The following is a 22,363-nucleotide window of genomic DNA, read 5'->3' as shown; positions in this document are numbered from 1 at the left end:
GTAGCGTCGGCCCATGGCCACCTACGTCCTGATCCCCGGAGCCGGATCCGACTCGTCGTACTGGCAGTTCGTGGCGCCGCTGCTGCGCGCTGCCGAGCACGACGTGGTGACGCCGGACCTGCCGTGTGACGACGATTCGGCCGGGCTCGCGGAGTACACCGATGTGGTGGTCGACGCGATCGGCGACCGCACCGGGCTGATCCTGGTGGCCCAGTCGATGGCCGGGTTCACCGCGCCGCTGGTGTGCGAGCGGGTACCGGTGTCGCTGATGGTGCTGGTCGCGGCGATGGTCCCGGTTCCGGGGGAGGCGCCGGGCGACTGGTGGGCGAACACCGGGCAGAGGGCCGCCCGCCGCGCGCAGGACGTGGCGGACGGTCGTGACCCCGACGCCGAGTTCGATCCGGTCACGGTCTTTCTGCACGACGTGCCGCCGGAGCTGATCCCGGTCGTGATGGCGGACGGGGCGCGGGAACAGTCCGAGACGCCGTTCCTCGCGCCCTGGCCGCTACCGGCGTGGCCGGACGTGCCGACGCGGTTCCTGCTGTGCCGCCAGGACCGCATGTTCCCCGCGGAGTTCCAGCGCCGGGTGGTGCGGGATCGGCTGGGGATCACACCCGACGAGATGGACGGCGGCCACCTGCCCGCGCTCGCGCACCCGGCGGAGCTGGTGGAGCGGCTCGAGCGGTACCGCGTCGGCCTCGGGCTGTGACCAGCGCCACCACATCAGCCCCAAGATTCTCAAACTTGAGCGGAACAGACTCAACCTTCCGAGCGTTGGAACATGTGACAACGCCGAGTGGCCCTGCATAGGCTCGACGGCAACGACCGACGTCTTCCGAAGGGGTGACCAGTGGACTCGTTTTCTCCGACCACCAAGACTCAGGCGGCACTGACCGCCGCTTTGCAGTCTGCTTCCGCCGCGGGCAACCCGGACATCCGTCCGGCGCACCTGCTCGCCGCGCTGCTCGACCAGACCGACGGCATCGCCGCCCCGCTGCTCAAGGCGGTGGGCGTCGACCCGACCGCCGTGCACCGCGAGGCCCAGGCGATGGTGGACCGGTTGCCACAGACGACCGGCGCGACCACCACGCCTCAGCTCGGCCGCGAGGCGCTCGCCGCGCTCACCGCCGCCCAGCACCTGGCCACCGAGCTCGACGACGAGTACGTCTCCACCGAGCACGTCCTGGTCGGGTTGGCCTCCGGGGACTCCGACGTCGCGAAACTCCTTGTCGGCCACGGGGCCACCCCGCAGGCGCTGCGCGAGGCCTTCACCGCCGTGCGTGGTAGCGCGCGCGTGACCAGCCCCGACCCCGAGGGCACCTATCAGGCGCTGGAGAAGTACAGCACCGACCTCACCGAGGCCGCGCGCGCAGGCAAGCTCGACCCGGTGATCGGCCGGGACACCGAGATCCGACGCGTCGTACAGGTTCTCAGCCGCCGCACCAAGAACAACCCGGTGCTCATCGGCGAGCCGGGCGTCGGCAAGACCGCGATCGTCGAGGGCCTCGCCCAGCGCATCGTGGCGGGCGACGTCCCGGAGTCGTTGCGCGGCAAGACCGTCGTCTCCCTCGACCTCGGTTCGATGGTCGCGGGCGCCAAGTTCCGCGGCGAGTTCGAGGAGCGGCTCAAGGCCGTCCTCGACGACATCAAGAACTCGGCTGGTCAGGTGATCACCTTCATCGACGAGCTGCACACGATCGTCGGCGCGGGTGCGACCGGCGAGTCCGCCATGGACGCAGGCAACATGATCAAGCCGATGCTCGCCCGCGGTGAGCTGCGGATGGTCGGCGCCACGACCCTCGAGGAGTACCGCAAGTACATCGAGAAGGACGCCGCCCTGGAGCGCCGCTTCCAGCAGGTGCTGGTCGGGGAGCCGTCGGTGGAGGACACCGTCGGCATCCTGCGCGGCCTCAAGGAGCGCTACGAGGTGCACCACGGCGTGCGTATCACCGACTCGGCTCTCGTTGCGGCCGCGACACTCTCGGACCGCTACATCACCTCCCGGTTCCTGCCGGACAAGGCGATCGACCTGGTAGACGAGGCGGCGTCACGGCTGCGCATGGAGATCGACTCCAGGCCCGTCGAGATCGACGAGGTCGAGCGCACGGTGCGGCGGCTCGAGATCGAGGAGATGGCGCTCGAGAAGGAGACCGACGAGGCGTCCAAGGCGCGGCTGGTCAAGCTGCGTCAGGAACTCGCCGACGACCGCGAGAAGCTGGGTCAGCTGAGCACCAGGTGGCAGAACGAGAAGCAGGCCATCGATTCCGTCCGCGAGATCAAGGAACAGCTCGAAGCGCTTCGCGGCGAGTCGGATCGGGCCGAGCGGGACGGCGATCTGGGTAAGGCGGCCGAGCTGCGGTACGGCCGGATCCCGGAACTGGAGCGCAAGCTCGAGGCCGCGGTCGAGGCGTCCGGCGGCGCCAGCGACGGTGACGTGATGCTCAAGGAGGAGGTCGGGCCCGACGACGTCGCCGATGTCGTGTCCGCGTGGACCGGTATCCCGGCGGGCCGGATGATGGAGGGCGAGACAGCCAAGCTGCTCCGGATGGAGTCGGAGCTGGGCAAGCGGGTGGTCGGACAGGACGAAGCGGTGATCGCGGTGTCCGATGCCGTCCGTCGCGCGCGGGCCGGGGTCGCCGACCCGAACCGGCCTACCGGCTCGTTCCTGTTCCTCGGCCCGACCGGCGTCGGCAAGACCGAGCTGGCGAAGGCGTTGGCGGACTTCCTGTTCGACGACGAGCGGGCGATGGTCCGGATCGACATGTCCGAGTACAGCGAGAAGCACTCGGTGGCGCGGCTGGTCGGTGCTCCTCCGGGGTACGTCGGCTACGACCAGGGCGGTCAGCTCACCGAGGCGGTCCGAAGGCGGCCGTACACGGTGGTGCTGTTCGACGAGGTCGAGAAGGCGCACCCGGACGTGTTCGACATCCTGCTGGCGGTTCTCGACGAGGGGCGCCTGACGGATGGTCAGGGTCGGACGGTCGACTTCCGCAACACCATTCTGATCCTCACCTCGAACCTGGGCGCCGGTGGCACCAGGGAGCAGGTGATGGATGCCGTGCGGCACGCGTTCAAGCCGGAATTCATCAACCGGCTCGACGACGTGGTGATCTTCGATCCGCTCTCGGAGCAGCAGCTGGAGTCGATCGTCGACATCCAGCTCGGGCAGCTGGCGAAGCGGCTCGCGGCCCGCAGGTTGAGCCTGGAGGTGTCGGGGCCCGCGAAGGAATGGTTGGCGCACCGCGGATACGACCCGCTGTACGGGGCGCGGCCGCTGCGCCGGTTGATCCAGCAGGCGATCGGCGACCAGCTCGCGAAGCTGTTGCTGGCCGGGGAGATTCACGACGGCGACACTGTGCCGGTGAACGTCTCGGTCGACGGCGATTCGCTCGTCCTGGGATAGAGGTGTGACACACACGACTGTGCGCGAGGTTCGAAGAGGAACCTCGCGCACAGTCGCGTTGTGGCCGGGTCGGGGTGCCGCGACTCATGGACCGGGGGGCAGGCCAGGAGCCGCGGCGCCGTCGAGCTCGGCGCCACCCGGGCTCGGTCGCGTGAGGGGCGCGGCCGAGTGGACCGGGTGCGTTGGGGGTGGGATCAGCCGATGCTGAAGGGCTGGCCCCAGAGGGTGACGTTGCTGGTCACGCTGGCAGTGCTGACGGTGACCTTCACGTAGGAGCGGGCCTGGGCGTAGCCGGCGCAGCCCTCGACGCCGATGGTGGAGTCGGCCCAGGTGACGCTGCCGCTCTTGCCCTTGAAGGTGTTGGCGCCGGTGTGCAGCTCGCCGCCGAAGTCGTCGGCCTTCTCCAGGTCGAGGAGTTTGACGTTCTTGGCCTGGCCGGGGGCGATGGACAGGTTGCCCGCGCTCTTGGCGGTCTGCTTGACGCTCTCGCCGTCCCAGTTCGAGGACATTCCGGTGTCGGCGCCGCCCTTGCCGCCGAGGGTCAGCTGGCAGGCCACCACGTAGCCGGGCTCGATCCGCCCGCCCTCGGCGCCTGCGCCGGACAGTTCCACCTTGGTGGAGCCAGAGACCCACACGTTGCGGTGCAGCGGGGTCGATCCCATCGATGGGGAGATGTTGGCGGTCTCGCCGGTGCGGCTGACCGTGACGACGGTGCCGTCGACGAGGGTCTCGGTGATCGAGCCGTCGGGAAGCGGGACAAAGGTGTCGGCGTTCGCCGCGCCCGCGGAGAAGAAGCCGAGGGCGATGGCGGCGACGCTGCCGGCGCTCGCGATCTTGAGCCCGCGACGCAGGCCGGTGGTGTTGACGTTCATGAATTCCCCTCTGAGGGTTCAGGTATCGAGTTCAGGCGTGGACTGTGCGCGTGTCGTACCCCAGTCGGGGTGCAACACGCGCACGGGCGGCGCAGCCGCTATCCGATGCTGAAAGGCTGGCCGTACAGGGTGGTCTTGGAGTAGTCGTTTCCGACGATCTCGACCACGGTGTAGGAGCGGGCCTGGGCGAAGCCGCCGCAGTTCTGGATCTCGAGCTGGGTGTCCTGGTACTGGACGGCGTACTTGCCGTTCTTCTTGATGTCCTTGCCCGCGACACCGACGAACTTGACCTGGCCGGCGGAGACCGGGACGGTCAGTGAACCCGAGACCGACGGTCCCGAGAGGTCGATGCCTGCGCCGATGGAGCCGCCGAGGCCGGTGATGTCGACCTGGCACCCGACGATGTAGCCGGTGCTGATCCGCGAGACCCCGTGCGTGGACGAGTTGTTGGTGCCCTTGTCGTTGGTGGCACCGTTGAACGGCCCCGCCTCACCTTCCTTGGTGATGCCGGTGACGTCCGCGGTGACGGTGCCCGAGACCCAGGCGGTGCGGCCGGCGCCGTTGGCGGCCAGCGACGGGGAGATCAGGGCGCTCTCTCCGGTGCGGGAGACGACCGCTCCCGGTCCGGCCTTCTGCCCGTCGGGCAGCGGCACGAAGGTGTCGGCGTGCGCCGCACCCGTCGACATCAGGCCGATCGCCAGTGCCGCGGCGGCGCCTGCGCCTGCCATACGGGCGCCACGGCGCAGGCCTGACTTGCGGATCTCGCTCATTCGTTCCCCTCTAGAGGTGGTCAGTGGTGGTCGGAAGCGGTGCACGGGACCGGAGGGCTGGTCAGATCGTGAGCCATGCTTCCGAACGCTGCGCCCAAGAAACTATCCGCATCATTCGATTGAATGCAATGGACCACACCGAGGCAGAAATGAGACTCATCTCACACCATGCGGTCAGGCTGGGCGAGACTCGTACAGTGCAGGACAGGTGTCCAGATTGACCCCAAATCCTGCGAATCATCTGTAGGATTCGGCGTCTGGGGGTTGTACGGAAGTGCTGGTTGTGCAGGGGGCGGAGCGATGGTGATGGACAGGGCGGATCGTCCGCAGAAGACGGCGATGATCATCGCCAGGCGGATCATTGCGGACATCGAGCGAGAGGGTCTGCGGCCCGGTGACCGGTTGCCGCCGGAGCGGGTGATGCTCGAGCAGTATCAGGTCGGCAGGGGCACGCTCCGCGAGTCGCTGCGGTATCTCGAGCTGTCCGGTGCGCTCTCGATCAAGCCCGGACCGGGCGGGGGCCCGACGGTGCAGAAGCCCGACGGCTCTCATCTGATGACCGGCCTCGGTCTGTTGCTGCAGTTCGAGGAGTCGCCCTTCGGCACGATCGTGGAGGCGCGCGTCGGCCTCGAGCCGTTGATGGCGCGGATGGCGGCCGAGCACCGAACCGAGGAGCATCGTCGGGTCCTCACCGAGTCGGTTCGTGCGATGGAGGAGCATCTCGACGATCTCGATGTGTTCCTCGCGGCGAACCGCCGATTCCACAACACCATCGCGTGGGCGTCGGGGAACGCGCTGTACGGCTATCTGGTCGACGCCATGGACGGGGTCTTCGTCGGCGCCGGGGTCGGGGTCGCCTATTCGGAGCGGTTGCGGTCGAGGGTGCTCGCGGACGATGTCGCGATCCTCACGGCCATCGCCGAGGGCGACCCTGACGCGGCCGAAGCAGCGATGCGGGCGCACGTCGCGCAGTGGACGGCCTACCTGCGGGACAACTTCCCCGGCGAGCTGTCAAGGCCGATCGCCTGGAATGTGATGCGGTAACCACCGTCGTCTTCAGCGCGGTCTCAGGTTCCGCCTCTATCCTGACGGGTCGGACTGAATTGACCAGCGGCGGGACCCACGATCGCCCGCGCAGAGAGCAGGCCCGAGACATGAACAACACGGACGATCCGCGCACACCGCAGGAGCGAACCGGCGACGGTACCGAGCCGTTCGACGCCGGCCCCGACCCCACCGCGGAGTGGGCTCCGGCGGCCGAGGGCGCGGCTCCGGACCAACCGACCGAGGTCTGGGCCCGCGGCGCCGATCAGCCGACGCAGCAGTTCGACCGATCGGCCGGGCCGGTGACGCCGGAATACACCACGGACCCGCACCAGGCCTACGGTCAGGTCCCGCCGAATGCGACGCAGGCGTACCCGACGTACCAGGGGTACGACCCGAACCAGCCGCCGAATGCGACGCAGGCGTACCCGACGTACCAGGGGTACGACCCGAACCAGCCGCCGAATGCGACGCAGGCGTACCCGACGTATCAGGGGTACGACCCGAATCAGCCGCCGAATGCGACGCAGGCGTACCCGACGTATCAGGGGTACGACCCGAATCAGCCGCCGACGCCACCGCCGACCGGTGCGGACCCGTACCTCGACGGTGACCAGAAGAAGGGGCCCAGCAAGGGCGTGCTGGCGGTCGCCCTTGTCGTGGCGGGGCTGCTGCTCCTGGCTGTCGTCGGCCTCGGCGTCATGCTGATCGGTGGCGGCGGCAAGGACTCCCCGAGCAGCGCGTCTGCCCCGGTGACGAGCACCCTGCCCCGGGCCAGCACCGCACCGCCGCGGACCTCCCAACCTCCCGCCACCAGCGCCCCGGACCTGTCGCAGATCCCGGGCGGTGTCGGCGAGGCGATCGGCGCGGCAGGCGCGGCCGTGGGGACGATCACCTCCAATGACGGATCCACGCTGATCCTCGACGGCATCGGCGGCTCCGCGGTCACGGTCGTCACCAACGGGTCCACCAAGATCATCTCGCTCAGCGGCGCGAAGGTCGGCGACCTCAAGCCCGGCGACACCGTGGTGGTCCAGGGTGAGAAGGGCGATGACGGGTCCGTCCTCGCCAAGGTGATCGTGAACACCACGCTCCCGGACCTCGGGAACTTCGGGAACTGACGGCATTCGGCAGATGATTTCGGTCCCCGTGCGAGCCGAGTGCCGCGCGGGGACCGTTCAGTCGATATTGTGACTGGCGATGACGCTTATCTGGTTCGGACTCTCAGCGATCGCGCTCGTGGGCGCGATCGTGCTCCTGTCCATCGATCGCAGCAGGCGTGACCAGTTCGGTCGCGTCCGGCAGATCTGGGCGAAGGCGCAGGGCTACACCTACAACGAGTCGGATGAGCACCTGCCGTCGCGTTGGCACCGGGCCGCGCTGGCCAAGCAGGAGTACCTCGGGGCGGTCGACGTGGTGCACGGCATCCGGCGCGGTGAGAACTTCGTGCTGTTCGACGTCGAGGAGACGACGACGATCGTTGCGGTCCAGCGCACCGTCGGGTCCGACGTCGACATCGATCTCCGGCTGCGGTCGACGCCGCCGCCGAAGGATGCGGACATGAACCTGCTCGGCTCGATCGGGCCGCGGGTGGTGTTCGCCACCGATCTGGAGATCGCCCGACGGGTCTGCGATCAGCGCATGGTGCACTTCACGGAGTCGGTTCCGCCGCATGTGCAGATGCTGTGGAGCGAGGGGGAGTGGACGCTCGGTTCGATGCCGGTCACCAGCAACGGCCGGGAGTGGGACGCCGCGATCGACGCGGTGGCCCGGCTCTCCGGCATCCTGCACGTGCTGCCCCCTGTTCTCGACTCCGAGCCGGAGGCTCCGCCGGTCGCCGCCCCCGCCCCCCGCGAGCTGCCGGACTGGGAGCGCTCGCCGTACTCGGCGCCGGACGTGGACGACTACGCGCCGCCGAACGTTGTCCCGATGGCGCGCAATGTAAATCACGATCCGGGACGTCCGTACCCGCACGAGGGTGACGTCGACCAGGACCCGCGCGGCTGAATCAGGCCCGGCGTACGGCCGGTGGGTGGACCCGGTGTGCGCGCGCCCCGGGGTGTGAGTAGATTGCACGCCTGTGACTCTTGTGACGGTTGTGGCGGTCGTTGCTGTTGTTCTTCTTGTGACGTGGGTGGTGTCCGTGGTTCGACGCTTGCGTCGATTCGAGGGAAACCTCACCGCGAGCCGGGGCCTACTCGATGTGGAACTGAAACGACGGTGCGATCAGGCGCCTGAGCTGATCGCCGCTGCCCGGGCCGCGGCGATGCCGTCCGAGATCCTGGCCCCCTTGGTCGGTGCTCGGTCGCTGGCCGTGGCGCTGCGCGAGCAGGGCATGAGCCTCGGCGAGCAGGCCGGTTCCGAGAACGCGCTGTCGGTCGCGTTGCACCGGCTGATGTTCGAGGTGGAGTGCAACCCGAATGTCAAGCACGACTGGGCGATTCAGCGCCCCGCCCTCGAGCTCAAGGTGACCGAGCAGCGGATCATCGGAGCGGCCCGGGTCTACAACGACAGTGCCACCGCGGTGAACCGGCTGGTGCGCTCGGTTCCCGCCGGGTTTGTCGCGCGGCTGGTGGGCGGGCAGCAGATGCCGCTGTTCGAGGCGACGGTCGTCGAGTTGCCGGTCGGCCCCGACGTGGCCGCGGAGGCGCACGCCCTGCACGACGTCCCGCCGCTGGCTCGCCTCCATGACGAGGTTGTTTCGCCTGCGCCCCTCCATGACGACACGGTCGCCCCTTCGGGCCGGGATGCGGGCGTTCCCGGCGCCCTGCTCTAGCCGACTACGCTAGGCGTCGAAAACTGGACGCGAAGAGGAGCGGTCGAATGACGGAGAAGGCGGAGCTCGCAGGGCTCGTACGCGAGCTGGCTGTGGTGCACGGGAAGGTGACCCTGTCCTCGGGCAAGGAAGCCGACTATTACGTGGACCTGCGTCGCGCGACGCTGCACCACCGTGCCGCACCGCTGATCGGGAAGCTGCTGCGCGAGCTCGTTGCGGACTGGGACTTCGATTCAGTCGGGGGCCTGACCATGGGCGCGGATCCGGTGGCCATGGCCGTCATGCACGCCGAGGGCAGGCCGATCGACGCCTTCGTGGTGCGCAAGGCGGCCAAGGCGCACGGCATGCAGCGCCAGATCGAGGGCCCCGACGTGGTGGGGAAGCGGGTGCTGGTCGTCGAGGACACCACCACGACCGGTAACTCGCCGCTCACCGCCGTGCGCGCGCTGCGCGAGGCAGGCGCGATCGTCGTCGGCGTGGCGACCGTGGTGGACCGCGCGACCGGAGCCGACGCCGTCATCGCCGCGGAGGGCGTGGAGTACCGATCGCTGCTCGGCCTCGAGGACCTGGGCCTCTAGCGCGCCTCCTCACGACGCCTGGCGCAGCACCATGCCGCCCATCGTGATAACGTACTCGTCCGCGGTGTCGTCGAACGTGACGGCGACGGTGGTGGGGTAGTAGCCGCTGCGCTGATAGGCCTGCGGCTGCTTGATGCTCCGCACGGTGTTCGGCTTGGTCAGCAGCCACTCGCGGGTCACCATCGGTTCCATGAAGGTGTAGTCGCCGTCCCAGGTTCCGTTGAGGAATGCCAGCGTGAACTGGTAGGGGCCCGGGATCACCCCGTCGGCGACATCGAACCAGTGCACCCCCATCGCGGGCGACGCCTGCGGCACGAGCTTCGGCCCGAGCATCGGGAAGTAGTCCGGCGGGAGGTAGCGCGGGTCCGGTAGCCGCAAGCCCTTCGCCTCGAAATCCGGACTCGCCGGATCGATCTCGGCGACCTCGGCCTTGTCGGCCATGTAGAAGTGCGTGTCGAAATGCGGCTTGTCGAACATGCCGCTCGGGCCGTGACCGTGGTCGTTCCAGTCGAGGGTGGTGTGGTCGAAGACCGTCGCCGCGGCCTCGTCGGGCAGGTCGAGTTCGAAGGTCGCCACGTCGTCGTGGGTCGCGGGCAGGCCGTCCATCGCACCCTCGGACAGCCGCATGCCCACTTCGGTCGGATTGCCCGCGGCGTCGAGGGTGACGAAGCTGTGGGCGGTGCCATCGCCGACCCGAACCGTCGGTCCGTCGAACACGCCTGCTCCGACGGCGGCGGGCCGGTCCACCGGCGCGTGGGTACCCCCGGCCATGGTCAGCGTCGCACACGCGACGATCAGTCCGGCGGACAGGAACCGGCGGCGTGGACGCATCGTGCACCTCGGCTTCCGTGGTGATTCGCGTACCCGTCGATGTTAGTGCCGATGCCCGGGGCGGCGGCCCCTTTCGGCGTCGCCTAGTCCGAACCGGCGGTGATGGCCGCGGCCTCGTCGACGCTGTGCGGGGCCGGGTCGTGGTCGTCGACGTGCGCGAGCACCCTGCGCCCGGTGGACAGCACCACGATGGCGGCGGCCGTGCAGAGCGCGCCGACCCAGAACGGCAGGTGCACGTTGCTCTCGCCGAGCTTGCCCGCCACCCACGGCGCGGCGGCGCCGCCGACGAACCTGACGAAGCTGTACGCGGCGGACGCGGTGGAGCGCTCGACCGGCGCGGAGATCATCACGGTCTCGGTGATCAGGGTGTTGTTCACGCCGAGGAACAGGCCTGCCAGGACCACACAGACGATCAGGACGGTCTTGTTCTCGGTGAACAGCGCCATCACCGCGAGGTCGACCGCGAACAGGGCGAGGGCGAGCATCATCATCGGCAGCGTGCCGAACGCCCGCTGCAACCGCGGCGCCAGGAACACCGACGAGATCGCGAGCATCAGGCCCCAGCCGAAGAAGATGAAACCGATTGCGTAGGTGCCCATGTCGAGCGGGAACGGGGTGTACGCGAGCAGGGTGAAGAAGCCGTAGTTGTACAGCAGCGAGGTGATCGCGACGGTGAGCAGGCCCCGGTGCCGCAGCGCGAGGAACGGGGCGGACAGTGACGTCCGGCCCGACTTCGGTGCGGGCGTGGCGGGCAGCATCACCACGATCAGGATGAAGGCGACGGCCATCAACACGGCGACGCCGAAGAAGGGGGCGCGCCAGCTGACGCTGCCGAGGACGCCGCCGACCAACGGCCCCACCGCGATGCCGATGCCGAGCGCGGCCTCGTACAGGATGATCGCCTTCGCGACGCCGCCGCTGGCCGCGCCCACGATCGTCGCCAGCGCGGTCGCGATGAACAACGCGTTGCCCAGTCCCCAGCCGGCGCGGAATCCGACGATCTGTCCGACGGTGCCCGACATCCCGGCCAGCGCGGCGAACACCACGATGATCGCCAGGCCCAAGAGCAGCGTCTTCTTCGGGCCGATCCGGCTCGACACCACGCCGGTGATCAGCATGGCGACACCGGTCACGAGCATGTACGAGGTGAACAGCAGCGACACCTGCGAGGGGGTCGCGTCGAGTTGCTCGCCGATCGGTTTGAGGATCGGGTCCACAAGGCCGATGCCCATGAAGGCGATGACGCTCGCGAACGCGACCGCCCAGACCGCCTTCGGTTGCTGCAGGATGCTCTTGCTCTCGGTGCCGGCGCTTGTGGCCGTGTCGGTGACTGTCACGGGCTCTTCCTCTGTGTCGCTGGTTCTCTCATCGCTGCGTAGACGCCTTGATCGCGGCCCGAAGGTCGGCCAGGCTCTGCGAGAGTCGTTCGATCTGTTCGGGTTCGAGGTCGCCGAGGTGGGCGGCGAGTGCGGTGCCGATCTCGGCGCGGGCCTCGCCGAGCCATCGGCGTCCGGCCTCGGTCATCTCGACCACCACCGCCCGCGAGTCCGCGGGGTCGCGGTGTCTGCGGGCCAGGCCGGCATCGGTGATCTGCTTGAGCAGGGCGGTGGCCGTCGGCTGTGAGCAGCGATCGATCCGGGCGAACTCGCTGATGCGGAGCTCGCCGTACTCGTCGAGGTGTGAGAGCGCCCGCATCCAGGCTCGTGGCCGGTCGTCGGTCGCGATCGAGGAGGCGAGTCGGGTGAATCTCGACGTGTTGGTCACCAGCTCCGCGAGGACCTCGCGCAGGTGGCGCTCCGCCGGGTGTTCGGATGCCATGGGTGCATATTATTGCATAGGCAAACTATGTATGTGAACCCTGTGGTCGAACAGGCCGGTGAGGCGCGTGGGGCACAATCTGTGCGGCGGCGAACACGGGTGAAGGGCGGGGACGAGATCCGATGACGATCCGGAGGACGGCGACGGCGCTCGCCGACGGCCGAGAGCTGATCTACTTCGACGACTCCGAGCCGTACGTGAGCGGGGCGGCGACCCGGCAACTGCACGACACCCGTGACCTGTCGCCGATCCGGGTGGAGTCGACCATGCGTTACGACGTGCTCTCCGGCGAGTGGGTGACGATGGCCGCGCACCGGATGGATCGGACCTTCCTGCCCGCGGCCGACGCGTGTCCGCTGTGTCCGAGCGGCCCCGGCCGCACGCCGACGGAGATCCCCGCCGACGACTACGACGTCGCCGTCTTCGAGAACAGGTTTCCGTCCCTGGCGACCGGCGCGGTGGCGCCGCCGACCGACCACGTCGACAGCGAGTCCCTCTGGCCGCAGCGGGCCGCAGCCGGCCGTTGCGAGGTCGTCTGCTTCACCAGCGACCACGGCCGCAGCTTCGCGGAGCTGCCGGTGGGCCGGGTGCGCACGGTGCTCGGCGCGCTGGCCGACCGGACCAGGGAGCTGTCGGCGTTGCCGGGCATCGAGCAGGTCTACTGCTTCGAGAACCGGGGCGAGGAGATCGGCGTGACGTTGGCGCACCCGCACGGCCAGATCTACGCGTACCCGATGCTGCCCGCGAACACCGGTGCGCTGCTGCGGCAGTCCGAGCGGCATCTGGCGCGGACCGGGCGATCGCTGCTGCGCGACGTGCTGGAGGCGGAGCGGCGCGCGGGCAGCCGGGTCGTGCTCGAGGGCGAGCACTGGACGGCCTACGTGCCCGCCGCCGCGCGGTGGCCGGTGGAGCTGCACCTCGCGCCGCACCGGGACGTCCCCGATCTGGCCGCGTTGGAGGCGGTCGAGCTGGACGAGCTGGCGCACGTCTACCTCGACATCCTGGGCCGCCTGGATCGGTTCTTCGAAGGGGTGGAACGGCTTCCGTACATCGCGGGATGGCATCAGGCGCCGGTCGGGGAGCAGCGCGCGCTGGGCAGGCTGCACCTGCAGCTGTTCTCGTTGATGCGGTCCCCGCACCGGATGAAGTTCCTCGCGGGTTCCGAGTCGGGGATGGGAGCCTGGGTCAGCGACACCACCCCGGAGCGGATCGCGGGGCGCTTTCGGGAGATCGCGCCGTGAGCGAATGGGTGGAGTCCGCGTCGGATTCGGCGTTGGCCGCGTCCGTCGTCGATCGGTTCCGGGGCCAGTTCGGCACCGACCCGGAGGGCGTGTGGGCCGCGCCGGGGCGGGTGAACCTCATCGGCGAGCACGTCGACTACGCCCAGGGCCTGTCGCTGCCGATCGCGTTGCCGCACAGCACCGTGGTCGCGGTCGGGCGTCGGCGCGATGGGATGCTGCGGTGCCGGTCAGGCCTGGGTGCCTGGACCGGACGGGTCGACGAGATCGCGCCGGGTAACCCGTCGGACTGGGCGGCGTACCTCGCGGGTGTGGTGTGGGCGATGCGGCGAGACGGGCTGCTGGACAGCGATTTCGGTGGCGCGGACGTGGCGGTCGAGTCCTCGGTCCCGATCGGTGCGGGCCTCTCCAGCTCGGCCGCACTCGAGTGCGCGCTCGCGCTCGCCCTGGCGGACCTGTCCGGGGCGCCGACCGACGACGCGGGCCGCGCCGCGCTGGCGGCGTGCTGCGTGCGGGCGGAGAACGACATCGCGCTGGCCCCCACCGGCGGCATGGACCAGGCGGTCTCGCTGCGCGCCGAGGACGGTCACGCGTTGCTCGTCGATTCGCGGGACGGCGGCGTCACCCCGGTGCCGTTCGAGCTGGTGGGGGAGGGGCTGGCGCTGCTGGTGATCGACACCCGCGCCCCGCACCGGTTGGTCGACGGCCAGTACGCGCAGCGCCGGGCCTCGGTGGAGGAGGCGGCCGCCACGCTCGGCGCCTCGCTGCGTGAGGTGACCGACGTGTCGGCGCTGACCGATCCGGTGTTGCGGAGCCGTGCGCGGCACGTCGTCTCGGAGATCGGCCGGGTGCGGGAGGTGTTGTCCCTCATGGATTCCGGTCGCTACCGCGAGCTCGGCCCCTTGCTGACCGCGTCGCACGTTTCGTTGCGCGACGACTACGAGGTGTCCTGCCCGGAGCTGGACTGCGCGGTGGACTCGGCGCTCGCGGCGGGCGCGCTCGGCTCCCGGATGACCGGCGGGGGCTTCGGCGGGTCGGCCATCGCGTTGATCGATGCCGGTGCGGCGGAGCGCGTGGCAGCCGAGGTGCTGGCTGGCGCGCGGTCCCGCGGGCTCACCGAACCGCGCTTCCTGGAGCTGCGGGCCTGCGCCGGTCCTGCCCGTCGCGTTTCCCGCACGTGCTGAACGGGGGATCGGTGGCCGGTTTCGCGTGAAACCTGACCGCCGAACCCCCGCTCAGTGGGTGTTCAGTGGGTGCCGCGGATCAGGGAATGATCGCGTACGCCCCGACCGGCAGCGAGTACTGCGGCCGGAGCTCGTTGACGTAGGGATTGATGAAGGTGGCCTGGATGGTCAGTCCGGTCACGCCGGGACCGGGGTTGATCTCGGTTCGGACCGACTCGCCGGGGCGCTCGCCGAAGTTGAGTTCGACGGTCTTGGCCTGGCCCGCCAGCACGCCGAGGCCCCACACGATGTCTGCCTTGATGCGGCAGACCGGATTGGCTGCCCACTCCGGGCCGACCCCATGCATGCCGCGCGAGGTGAGCACCACCGTGGCGAGCCCCGGACGAGTGGGATCGGTCTCGACGAGGGTGTCGATGACGCCGTTGCAGAACGCGTTCTGCCCGAGCACGGGAAGCAGTGGTCCGGTGAAGAACGTGTGCAGGATGGGTGCCGGTGCGGGCGCGGCCGAGGCCGGACCGGTCAGGCCGACCACGGCGGCCGCGGCGACGGTGCCAGCGCCGATCGCGCGCACGGCAAAGCTACGAATACTCATTGTGAATCCCCCGTTGTGTGATGTGTCATTCCCCCGGCCGCGACCCCGGCGTCGAAGCGCCAGCGGGTCGGCCGAGGACATGTTCCCACAGACCACGGCCCCGAAACCAACCGCACAGTCTGTGCGCGACGATCGGGCAGTCCCCTCGCGGGGCGGGTTCTCAGAGATCACGGTCGGTGACGACGCCGCTCTGCAGAGCGCGTTCGGCGAGCTGTGCCCGCTTCCGATTCTGCGGCAGATCCTCGACGCCGAACTTCGAGAACAGCGTCCGCAGATGGGTCTTCACCGTCTCGACACTGACAAACAGCCGCTCCGCGATCTGCTGGTTGGAGGCAGGCTTGCAGGCCGCGGCGTTGCCCTTGAAGGGCCGGCAGAGTTCGACCACGATCGCCTGCTGGGCGGGCGTCAATGCGGCGCGGGTGGGCACGGCGTCGGCGATCCGGGCAGGGTCACCACCCGCAGGTGTGTCGTGGAAGGTCAGCATCGAGGATCCGATCCCGATGCCGTCGCCCGACTGCAGGCGCCTGCGCCCGCTCAGTCGCTCGCCGTTGACGAACGTGCAGGTGTGGGAGAGCCCCTCGTCGACGATGGTCCAGTGGGTGCCTGTCCACTCGATCGCAGCGTGCAGGAGCGCGACGTCGTGGTCCGACGCAAACGCGATATCGGCCTTCGGAGATCGCCCCACGGTGACCCGGGGCAAGTCCTCGACCAATGCGAGTTCGCGATGAATCCCGTCGTCGTCGGTATAGCTGAGACGGGGCCCATCCAGTTGGCTCACGGCCACCCCAATGCGCGCCTCGGTGGGCACTGACACACATGCCCCTGACCGTCCAGTCTAGTTCCGATCGGCCGCAGGTCGGCAGGAGCAGTGGCCGCTAACCGCGGCCACGCACCGCGGTCACGAAGGCAGCCATCAGTTCCGGATCCTTGACGCCGCGGCTCGACTCGATACCGCTGGAGACGTCGACGCCCCAGGCTCCGCTGGCGTCCAGCGCTTGCGCGACGTTGTCGGGGTCGAGCCCGCCGGCGAGGATCCACCGACCGCTCGGCAGCAGGGACCGGTCCTGCCAGTCCCAGGCGACGCCCGCCCCGGCGACGGCACCGTCGACGAGCAGGAGGTCCTCGTCGAAACCGGTCGCCGGATCGCCCGAACTCCCTGTGTTCAGCGCCCGGACGACGCGGAGTCCGGCGTCGTGCAGGGCCGCGACCTCGTCGGCCGAGCGCAGATCGTGCACCTGCACGACGTCGATTCCCGCGGTCCTCGCTGCGGAGACGATATCGGCGATCCCGATCCCGGTGAACACCCCGATCGCGAGGACGCCCTCGGGCACACGCTGCCTGAGCTGCGCGGCCACCTCCGGGGTCACCTGGCGTGGGCTCCGCGCGAAGACGAAGCCAACGGCGTCGACGCCGAGCTGCACGGCGCGGTCCACCGTGACCTCGTCACGCAGGCCACACATCTTGATGAATGTCATTGAGATCGCCGATCCTCCGTGTGCTCGTCCGCTCGAGGATAGGGGCAGGCCGAGGGAACTCGGTCATCGCTCGGCGTCACCGATAGAGCTGATCCACGATCCAGCTCGCCGTGTTCGGGTTCGATCGAAGGCTCGAGTGGTCCACGGCGGGGCCGCCGGGAAAGGCGTCTTCGAAGAAGACGTTGGTGACGCCGGGCTCGGTGATGAAGGAACACGTGCCGGGCGGCGTCGCGACCTGATCGTTCTTCGTCGCCATCACGGCGTAGCCGACGCCGGGTTGGGCGATGGGCCCGTCCATGAGAGTCCGATAGATGTCGGATACCGGCGTCAGTTGGAGCGCCGAGGCCATCCCGGGAATCAGCGTTGCCAGCGCCGGTGCGAGGAAGGGCAGCGCCTCCAGCACCTGCACCGGGGTGACCGGCAAGTCCTTGATTCCGTACTGGGCCAGGAAGCCTGCGCCGTCGCAGCCGCGGGCCTCCGGCGCGAGCAGCACCATGTCGTGCACATCCGGCGCGCCGCCGAGCACCTTGACGTAGTAGTTCGCGGCGACGGAGCCCGCAGAGTGGGCGACGATGTCGACCTGGGGTGCCCCGGTGGTGTCCTTGACCTTCTCGACGAACTGCGCCAGCTGGCCGGCGGAGGCGGCCATGTCTCCCGCCCAACGTCGGCCGTCGACGACCCCGCCCTGGAACACCAGGGTGCAGGCGCCCTGTTGCCGCAGCGCCGAGACGACGACCTCCCACTGGGACGCCGTCTCGGAGGTAGTGCCGTCCGCTCCGGGCAGAACAAGCACCGGACGGGGCCGGACGCTGCTGGGACGGCAATCGATCGCGGGCTCGATCACCGTTCCCGACGGGGGCGCCGGAGCCGCCGAGCCCGTGTCGGGCGCGGCGGTGGCAGGCGCCGCCGATATCGCGAGCACCCCCGCGAGCGCCACGCCGAGGATCCCCAGCCGCATCGACATCGATCGGGCACCATGCTTGATCGCCATATGTGAAACGCCCCCCTGTGAGCCGATCCGACCGGCGAAATCCGATCGCGATCAAGGCCTTCGATCACATGGCAACAGACCCCGCGATCACCGTCAAGGCGAATCGCCGGTGCCGGGCGGGCTCGTGCGCCGGCCCGATGTCACCCGGGTGCCGCCGGCGCTCCGGCCCCGCTCGAGCACCCGATACGCTCGAGCCACACGTCAACCGTCACCGAAAGAGGTAGAGATGCGGCTCGAGCATGCGGTGTTCCTCGGCGCGACCGGAGCCACCGTGCTCGGCGCGGTCATCGGGAACGAACGGCTGCAGCAGATCGCCAAGCCGCTGATCGCGCCGTCCCTCGCGGTCCGGGTACTGCGCAAGCGCGCCGACACCGACGCCGCCGACACCGCGCTGCTCGTCGGCGGTCTCGCCGCCGCGACCGTCGGCGACGTCTTCATGATCGACCCCGACAACGATGCCCGGTTGGTGCGCGGCGCGTCGTCGTTCGCCGTGATGCAGGCCAGCTACACGACGCTGTTGCTGCGACGCGGGGCCCGCCCCACCCTGCCCTCCCTTGTCCCGCGGAAGCTGGGCTGGCTCGGTGCGGCCGGGCTGCTGCGGGCCAGGGCTCGCACGGTCTCCACCCCGCTCACCGCGTACGGCGCGGCGCTGGCCACCACGTCCACGCTCTCGGCCGACCCGGCGCTGGCCCCCGGCGCCACCACCACCGCGGGTATGGCGCTGCCCAACGCGGACCGGCGGAGCTGGCTCGGGCTCGGCGGGCTGCTGTTCACCGGCTCGGATGGCCTGATCGTGGTGCGGCGACTGTTCGTGCGCTCGGAGTCGGGCCGCCGGGCCGCCGAGGGCGTGGTCCTGGCGAGCTACGCGGCCGCGCAGTTCCTCCTGGTCGAGGGCATGCTCGCGCTCGGGCGGAAGAACCGCACCAGCTAGGACCCGGCCGCCGAACCCCCGAACCGATCAGGGGCAGAGCACGATTCGGTCCCGGTTGTGGGGGTCGACCCGGATCGGCACCGTCCTGCCTGGCACGAATCGCTCACGCATCGACGCGGGCACCTCGTAGACCACCCGGCCCGAATACGACTCCTCGCCCGGGACGGTGAGCGCGAGCCGCAGCTCGGTGAGTTGTCCGTGATCGGCGGTCTCGGCGAGCCGCTGCGTGCTCTCGATCTTCGCCCAGCCCTCCAGCCCTCGCCGCTCCAGCTTCCGGTCCGCCCGGGTCGGCCGGTCGGCCCACATCATCCCGAGCCCGAGCGCCGAACCGTACGCGGCCAGGAGCCCGCCGATCTGGTACGGCACGGTGCCCGGCGGCGTGTGCTGGACGAGCCAGCCCAGCCAGATCGCCAGGACGATCAGGTAGCCGACGGTGATGGTCAGCACCGTGCGGACGATGCGCTCGTGAAACATCGGATCCTCCACCCCCCAGGGTAGGCGCACCGCCTACCCTGGCCGACATGGCGAAGCAGACAGTGGTCATCACCGGTGCGGCGGCCGGGATCGGCAGGGCGACCGCGTTGGAGTTCGCGAGGGCCGGATACCTCGTCGGTGCCTTCGACATCGACGAGACCGGTCTCGCGGACCTGGCGCGGGAGATCCGCGCGGGTGGCGGCGAGATCTCGACCGGGGTGCTGGACGTCACCGACCCCGATCAGTGGGATGCGCGGCTCGCCGAGTTCGCGGAGGTCGCCTCGCACCGCCTCGACATCCTGGTGAACAACGCGGGGGTGCTCTCCTCTGGCCGGTTCGAGGAGATGTCGCTGACCGAGCATCGGCGGATGGTCGACATCAACGTCGGCGGCGTCGTGCTCGGCAGCCGGGCCGCCTTCCCCTACCTGCAGGCGACGCCCGGTTCGCAGCTGGTCAACCTGTGTTCGGCCTCGGCGATCTACGGCCAGCCCGAACTCGCCACCTACAGCGCAACCAAGTTCGCCATCCGGGGCCTCACGGAGGCGCTGGAACTGGAGTGGCGGCGGCACCGCATTCGGGTGCTCGCCGTCTGGCCGCTGTTCGTGAACACCGCGATGACCGGGAACCTGGACATGCGCACCGCCGACTCGCTCGGCATCAAGCTGACCGCGACCGACGTCGCGAAGGTCGTCGTCAAGGCGACCAGGCGCTCGCACCGGATGCTGGCGAAGGTGCACTACCCGGTGGGTCGTCAGGCTGGCGCGATGATGATGGCGTCGCGGTTCTCCCCGGCCTGGCTGACCAGGGAGATCAACCGGCGGATCAGCCACAGCTAGCGGGTCGCCCGGCCGGGGAGCCCGGTACCCGATCCCTTGCCCGCGTGGACCTCGGCGCGTCGGCCACTAGAGTTCTGTGGCGACTGTCGAGGAAGGGTGTGCGTGTGCGTTCAGGTCGGGTTGTAGCAGCGGTGTTCGGGGTCGCGGCGGTGTTCGGAGCGGCCGCCTGCGGCACCTCCGAGGCCGGTCAGGCGCCGCCGTCCAGTATCGCGGTGCCCACCACCACCGCCTCCGCGCCCACCACCACCCTCGCGCCGACGACCACCACCACCGCACCGCCCACGACGACGACCACCACCACCACCAGCGCGCCGCCCTCGACCACCGCGGTCGAGTACGCGCGCAACGAGGCGGTCTACTTCAGCTCGCCGGTGGGTGGCTTCGAGTGCGGCATCATCTCGCTGCCCACCCGGACCGAGGCCGGCTGCCAGGGCGCCACCACCCCGATTCCGGCCCGGCCGGAGAACTGCATGGTGAACTGGGGCAACGGGATCAGGGTGACGGGCAACGGACCGGGTGAGTTCCTGTGCTCGGGTGGTCCCGTCTACACCTCCGGCGTCTCGGCCGCTGACTCCGTGCTCCCGGTGGGGGACAAGGTGAGCTCGTTCGGGTTCACCTGCAAATCCGAGGCGAAGGGCGTGACCTGCGTCAAGGACGACACCGGGCACGGCTTCCGGATCGCGACCGACTCCAACGACACGTTCTGACAGATGCGGACACGGCAATGACCGACGACGAATCCGGCCCGACCGAGTGGGGAGAGCATCCCAACGGGGTGGGGCCATGGGACACGGAGCGGGACGGCCCGCTGCCGACCGACCCCCGTTACGACCCGGAGCTGCTCGCGCTGGGTGACCGGCGCAATGTGGTGGACGCGTACCGGTACTGGACCCGCGAGGCGATCGTCGCGGACATCGACAGCAGGCGGCATCCGTTCCACGTCGCGATCGAGAACTTCGGGCACGACTCGAACATCGGCACCGTGGTCCGCACGGCCAACGCCTTCGCCGCGGCCTCGGTGCACATCGTCGGCAGGCGTCGCTGGAATCGCCGGGGGGCCATGGTGACCGACCGGTACCAGCACATCGTCCACCACCCCGATGTGGAGACGCTGTTCGAATACGCGGCCCGCAGCGACCTGGCCGTGGTGGCGGTGGACAATACGCCGGGCTCGGTGCCGCTGGAGACCGCGAGCCTGCCGCGCGAGTGCATCCTGCTGTTCGGACAGGAGGGCCCCGGCGTCACCGACCACGCGAAACGGTCGGCGGAGATGACCGTCTCGATCGCCCAGTTCGGATCCACCCGGAGCATCAACGCGGGGGTCGCCGCGGGTATCGCGATGCACGCGTGGATTCGCCAGCACGCCGACCTGGGGCGTGCCTGGTAGCGATTCGTCACATATATAGGCAAGATCGTTTGTTATGCAGCATCAGTGGGCCGAGCGAGCCGACGCCGCCGAGGAAGCGATGGTCTCCCGGCACGTGCGCCGGTTGTGGGCCCTGCCCGGCACCGCCCTCGGCGTGGTGGCCTGGCCGCCGGTGCGGCGCGAACGGCTCTTCTTCAGCTGGCACTACTGGTGGCAGGCGCACCTCCTCGACTGCGTCGTGGATGCGGCGTTGCGCGATCCAACCCCCAAGCGTCGCCGTCGCATAACGAAAATTGCTCGGGCACATCGGGTCCGAAACATCGGCGGATGGACGAACAACTACTACGACGACATGGCCTGGCTCGGGATCGCACTCGAGCGTGCGCAGCGACTGCACCACCTCGACTATCGGAACGCCATCCAGGACCTGGAATCCCAGCTCTTCGATGCGTGGGCCCCTGACCAGGGCGGCGGCATCCCGTGGTGCAAGAGGTCCAATTTCTACAACACCCCGGCCAACGGTCCCGCGGCGATCATGCTGGCCCGGACCGGACGGCTGTGGCGGGCGCAGGCCATCGCGGACTGGATGGACGAGAAGCTCCGGGACCCGTTCACGGGCCTGATGTTCGACGGCATCCGGACCGACGACGCGGATTCCCCTGGGGAGCTCGACCGCGAGATCTACAGCTACTGCCAGGGCGTGGCGCTCGGCACCGAGGTCGAGCTCGCGGTGCGGCTCGGCGCGCCCCGGCACCGGCACCGGGTGCACGCGCTGGTCGAGGCCATCGACAAGCGGCTCACCGAGGACGGCCTGATCGTCGGCGGCGGGGGAGGGGACGGCGGCCTTTTCAACGGGATCCTCGCGCGCTACCTGGCGCTGGTCGCCGCCGAGCTACCGGGCGATCGCGCGGCCGATGTGCGAGCGCGCCGGACCGCGGCGCAGATCGTGCTGGACTCCGCGGAGGTCGCGTGGGAGAACCGCCTCCAGGTCGAGGGACTGCCGCTCTTCGGGCGCGACTGGACGGCCCCGGCTCACCTGCCCGGTCTCGGCGACGGGATCGCCACCTTCACCGGCGGCACCGTGCGGTCGTCCGACATCGCCGAGCGGGATTTCTCGGTGCAGCTCGGCGGCTGGATGCTGATGGAGGCCGCGTACGTGGCGTCGGGAGCGATCTAGGTCCCGT

General features: G+C 69.7%; 24 protein-coding genes. 14 read left to right on the top strand and 10 right to left on the bottom strand.

What is annotated here, in order from left to right:
- Positions 1-13 precede the first annotated feature (13 nt).
- Positions 14-709 (top strand): alpha/beta hydrolase, encoded by a 696-nt coding sequence (locus ABIC28_RS16390; protein WP_209928457.1) that lies wholly within the window; start codon positions 14-16, stop codon positions 707-709.
- 141 nt (positions 710-850) lie between these two features.
- Positions 851-3,403, top strand: a complete 2,553-nt coding sequence (gene clpB / locus ABIC28_RS16385) for an ATP-dependent chaperone ClpB (protein ID WP_077040447.1) — start codon at positions 851-853, stop codon at positions 3,401-3,403.
- A gap of 194 nt (positions 3,404-3,597) precedes the next feature.
- On the opposite strand, the gene ABIC28_RS16380 is transcribed toward clpB, so the two are convergent.
- A complete protein-coding gene (locus ABIC28_RS16380; protein WP_097210034.1) occupies positions 3,598-4,275 on the bottom strand; it encodes an MspA family porin in 678 nt (225 codons plus the stop codon).
- Positions 4,276-4,373: 98 nt separating this feature from the next.
- The gene (locus tag ABIC28_RS16375) at positions 4,374-5,045 is read right to left on the bottom strand and encodes an MspA family porin (protein WP_354579819.1); all 672 of its coding nucleotides are present in this window, start codon (positions 5,043-5,045) and stop codon (positions 4,374-4,376) included.
- 306 nt (positions 5,046-5,351) lie between these two features.
- Here ABIC28_RS16375 and ABIC28_RS16370 point away from each other — a divergent pair, with 306 nt between their 5' ends.
- The 5 genes from ABIC28_RS16370 to pyrE all read left to right on the top strand — a co-directional run bounded on the left by ABIC28_RS16370 (position 5,352) and on the right by pyrE (position 9,443).
- Complete coding sequence (locus ABIC28_RS16370) at positions 5,352-6,089, top strand: FadR/GntR family transcriptional regulator (protein WP_354579817.1); 738 nt, start codon at positions 5,352-5,354, stop codon at positions 6,087-6,089.
- Between the two features lie 110 nt (positions 6,090-6,199).
- Entirely contained in the window at positions 6,200-7,210 is a 1,011-nt protein-coding gene (locus ABIC28_RS16365) for a DUF5666 domain-containing protein (protein ID WP_354579815.1), read from the top strand.
- Between the two features lie 88 nt (positions 7,211-7,298).
- Positions 7,299-8,096 carry a TtfA family protein gene (locus ABIC28_RS16360; protein ID WP_373560220.1) on the top strand — a complete coding sequence of 266 codons (798 nt, stop codon included), beginning with the start codon at positions 7,299-7,301 and terminating at the stop codon, positions 8,094-8,096.
- 148 nt (positions 8,097-8,244) lie between these two features.
- The gene (locus ABIC28_RS16355) at positions 8,245-8,865 is read left to right on the top strand and encodes a LemA family protein (RefSeq protein ID WP_209928460.1); all 621 of its coding nucleotides are present in this window, start codon (positions 8,245-8,247) and stop codon (positions 8,863-8,865) included.
- Between the two features lie 47 nt (positions 8,866-8,912).
- Entirely contained in the window at positions 8,913-9,443 is a 531-nt protein-coding gene (pyrE, locus tag ABIC28_RS16350; RefSeq protein WP_072752564.1) for an orotate phosphoribosyltransferase, read from the top strand.
- Between the two features lie 9 nt (positions 9,444-9,452).
- Here the strand turns inward: pyrE and ABIC28_RS16345 are convergent, their stop codons facing one another.
- The 3 genes from ABIC28_RS16345 to ABIC28_RS16335 all read right to left on the bottom strand — a co-directional run bounded on the left by ABIC28_RS16345 (position 9,453) and on the right by ABIC28_RS16335 (position 12,092).
- Entirely contained in the window at positions 9,453-10,274 is an 822-nt protein-coding gene (locus ABIC28_RS16345) for a DUF5602 domain-containing protein (RefSeq protein WP_354579812.1), read from the bottom strand.
- 83 nt (positions 10,275-10,357) lie between these two features.
- Positions 10,358-11,611: an MFS transporter gene (locus tag ABIC28_RS16340; protein ID WP_354579810.1), complete on the bottom strand. Its 1,254-nt coding sequence runs from the start codon at positions 11,609-11,611 to the stop codon at positions 10,358-10,360.
- Between the two features lie 28 nt (positions 11,612-11,639).
- Positions 11,640-12,092 (bottom strand): MarR family winged helix-turn-helix transcriptional regulator, encoded by a 453-nt coding sequence (locus ABIC28_RS16335; protein WP_097210041.1) that lies wholly within the window; start codon positions 12,090-12,092, stop codon positions 11,640-11,642.
- Positions 12,093-12,214: 122 nt separating this feature from the next.
- Between ABIC28_RS16335 and galT the strand changes: the two genes are divergently transcribed.
- Together galT and galK are read left to right on the top strand one after the other, a co-directional pair.
- On the top strand, positions 12,215-13,333 hold the full coding sequence (gene galT, locus ABIC28_RS16330) for a galactose-1-phosphate uridylyltransferase (protein ID WP_354579807.1): 1,119 nt from the start codon (positions 12,215-12,217) through the stop codon (positions 13,331-13,333).
- Entirely contained in the window at positions 13,330-14,514 is a 1,185-nt protein-coding gene (gene galK, locus ABIC28_RS16325; RefSeq protein ID WP_502945023.1) for a galactokinase, read from the top strand. Before galT ends, galK begins: the two co-directional genes overlap by 4 nt.
- A gap of 79 nt (positions 14,515-14,593) precedes the next feature.
- Here galK and ABIC28_RS16320 read toward each other — a convergent pair whose 3' ends face one another.
- The 4 genes from ABIC28_RS16320 to ABIC28_RS16305 form a co-directional block, all read right to left on the bottom strand.
- Positions 14,594-15,106: a hypothetical protein gene (locus ABIC28_RS16320; RefSeq protein ID WP_354579805.1), complete on the bottom strand. Its 513-nt coding sequence runs from the start codon at positions 15,104-15,106 to the stop codon at positions 14,594-14,596.
- Between the two features lie 160 nt (positions 15,107-15,266).
- Positions 15,267-15,884, bottom strand: coding sequence for an FHA domain-containing protein (locus ABIC28_RS16315; protein WP_354579802.1), 618 nt, complete (start codon positions 15,882-15,884; stop codon positions 15,267-15,269).
- A 97-nt stretch (positions 15,885-15,981) separates the two neighbouring features.
- The gene (locus ABIC28_RS16310; protein ID WP_354579800.1) at positions 15,982-16,581 is read right to left on the bottom strand and encodes a phosphoribosylanthranilate isomerase; all 600 of its coding nucleotides are present in this window, start codon (positions 16,579-16,581) and stop codon (positions 15,982-15,984) included.
- 76 nt (positions 16,582-16,657) lie between these two features.
- Entirely contained in the window at positions 16,658-17,545 is an 888-nt protein-coding gene (locus ABIC28_RS16305) for an esterase/lipase family protein (protein ID WP_179800429.1), read from the bottom strand.
- Between the two features lie 253 nt (positions 17,546-17,798).
- Between ABIC28_RS16305 and ABIC28_RS16300 the strand changes: the two genes are divergently transcribed.
- Complete coding sequence (locus ABIC28_RS16300; protein WP_354579798.1) at positions 17,799-18,503, top strand: lysoplasmalogenase; 705 nt, start codon at positions 17,799-17,801, stop codon at positions 18,501-18,503.
- A 27-nt stretch (positions 18,504-18,530) separates the two neighbouring features.
- Here ABIC28_RS16300 and ABIC28_RS16295 read toward each other — a convergent pair whose 3' ends face one another.
- On the bottom strand, positions 18,531-18,977 hold the full coding sequence (locus ABIC28_RS16295) for a hypothetical protein (RefSeq protein ID WP_097210321.1): 447 nt from the start codon (positions 18,975-18,977) through the stop codon (positions 18,531-18,533).
- Positions 18,978-19,024: 47 nt separating this feature from the next.
- Between ABIC28_RS16295 and ABIC28_RS16290 the strand changes: the two genes are divergently transcribed.
- From ABIC28_RS16290 to ABIC28_RS16275, 4 genes are all read left to right on the top strand, one after another.
- Entirely contained in the window at positions 19,025-19,813 is a 789-nt protein-coding gene (locus tag ABIC28_RS16290) for an SDR family oxidoreductase (RefSeq protein WP_097210049.1), read from the top strand.
- Between the two features lie 98 nt (positions 19,814-19,911).
- Positions 19,912-20,520, top strand: a complete 609-nt coding sequence (locus ABIC28_RS16285; protein WP_502945022.1) for a hypothetical protein — start codon at positions 19,912-19,914, stop codon at positions 20,518-20,520.
- 17 nt (positions 20,521-20,537) lie between these two features.
- Positions 20,538-21,200 (top strand): TrmH family RNA methyltransferase, encoded by a 663-nt coding sequence (locus ABIC28_RS16280; RefSeq protein ID WP_097210051.1) that lies wholly within the window; start codon positions 20,538-20,540, stop codon positions 21,198-21,200.
- A 34-nt stretch (positions 21,201-21,234) separates the two neighbouring features.
- Positions 21,235-22,356 (top strand): glycoside hydrolase family 76 protein, encoded by a 1,122-nt coding sequence (locus ABIC28_RS16275; protein ID WP_097210052.1) that lies wholly within the window; start codon positions 21,235-21,237, stop codon positions 22,354-22,356.
- Positions 22,357-22,363: the final 7 nt, after the last annotated feature.

Origin of the sequence: Rhodococcus sp. PvR044 (assembly GCF_040548995.1) — a bacterium.
Lineage (GTDB): Bacteria > Actinomycetota > Actinomycetes > Mycobacteriales > Mycobacteriaceae > Rhodococcus_G > Rhodococcus_G oryzae.
Note: the sequence above shows the minus strand (reverse complement) of the source record. Positions and strands in the feature narration are given on the sequence as shown.

Coding starts and splice junctions, on each gene's coding strand:
- ABIC28_RS16310 (WP_354579800.1), bottom strand. CDS start 16,581: ATGACATTCATCAAGATGTGTGGCCTGCGTGACGAGGTCACGGTGGAC.
- ABIC28_RS16320 (WP_354579805.1), bottom strand. CDS start 15,106: ATGAGTATTCGTAGCTTTGCCGTGCGCGCGATCGGCGCTGGCACCGTC.
- ABIC28_RS16380 (WP_097210034.1), bottom strand. CDS start 4,275: ATGAACGTCAACACCACCGGCCTGCGTCGCGGGCTCAAGATCGCGAGC.
- ABIC28_RS16390 (WP_209928457.1), top strand. CDS start 14: ATGGCCACCTACGTCCTGATCCCCGGAGCCGGATCCGACTCGTCGTAC.
- ABIC28_RS16335 (WP_097210041.1), bottom strand. CDS start 12,092: ATGGCATCCGAACACCCGGCGGAGCGCCACCTGCGCGAGGTCCTCGCG.
- pyrE (WP_072752564.1), top strand. CDS start 8,913: ATGACGGAGAAGGCGGAGCTCGCAGGGCTCGTACGCGAGCTGGCTGTG.
- ABIC28_RS16300 (WP_354579798.1), top strand. CDS start 17,799: ATGCGGCTCGAGCATGCGGTGTTCCTCGGCGCGACCGGAGCCACCGTG.
- ABIC28_RS16345 (WP_354579812.1), bottom strand. CDS start 10,274: ATGCGTCCACGCCGCCGGTTCCTGTCCGCCGGACTGATCGTCGCGTGT.
- galT (WP_354579807.1), top strand. CDS start 12,215: ATGACGATCCGGAGGACGGCGACGGCGCTCGCCGACGGCCGAGAGCTG.
- ABIC28_RS16280 (WP_097210051.1), top strand. CDS start 20,538: ATGACCGACGACGAATCCGGCCCGACCGAGTGGGGAGAGCATCCCAAC.
- ABIC28_RS16375 (WP_354579819.1), bottom strand. CDS start 5,045: ATGAGCGAGATCCGCAAGTCAGGCCTGCGCCGTGGCGCCCGTATGGCA.
- ABIC28_RS16370 (WP_354579817.1), top strand. CDS start 5,352: ATGGACAGGGCGGATCGTCCGCAGAAGACGGCGATGATCATCGCCAGG.
- ABIC28_RS16305 (WP_179800429.1), bottom strand. CDS start 17,545: ATGTCGATGCGGCTGGGGATCCTCGGCGTGGCGCTCGCGGGGGTGCTC.
- ABIC28_RS16295 (WP_097210321.1), bottom strand. CDS start 18,977: ATGTTTCACGAGCGCATCGTCCGCACGGTGCTGACCATCACCGTCGGC.
- ABIC28_RS16290 (WP_097210049.1), top strand. CDS start 19,025: ATGGCGAAGCAGACAGTGGTCATCACCGGTGCGGCGGCCGGGATCGGC.
- ABIC28_RS16365 (WP_354579815.1), top strand. CDS start 6,200: ATGAACAACACGGACGATCCGCGCACACCGCAGGAGCGAACCGGCGAC.
- ABIC28_RS16275 (WP_097210052.1), top strand. CDS start 21,235: ATGCAGCATCAGTGGGCCGAGCGAGCCGACGCCGCCGAGGAAGCGATG.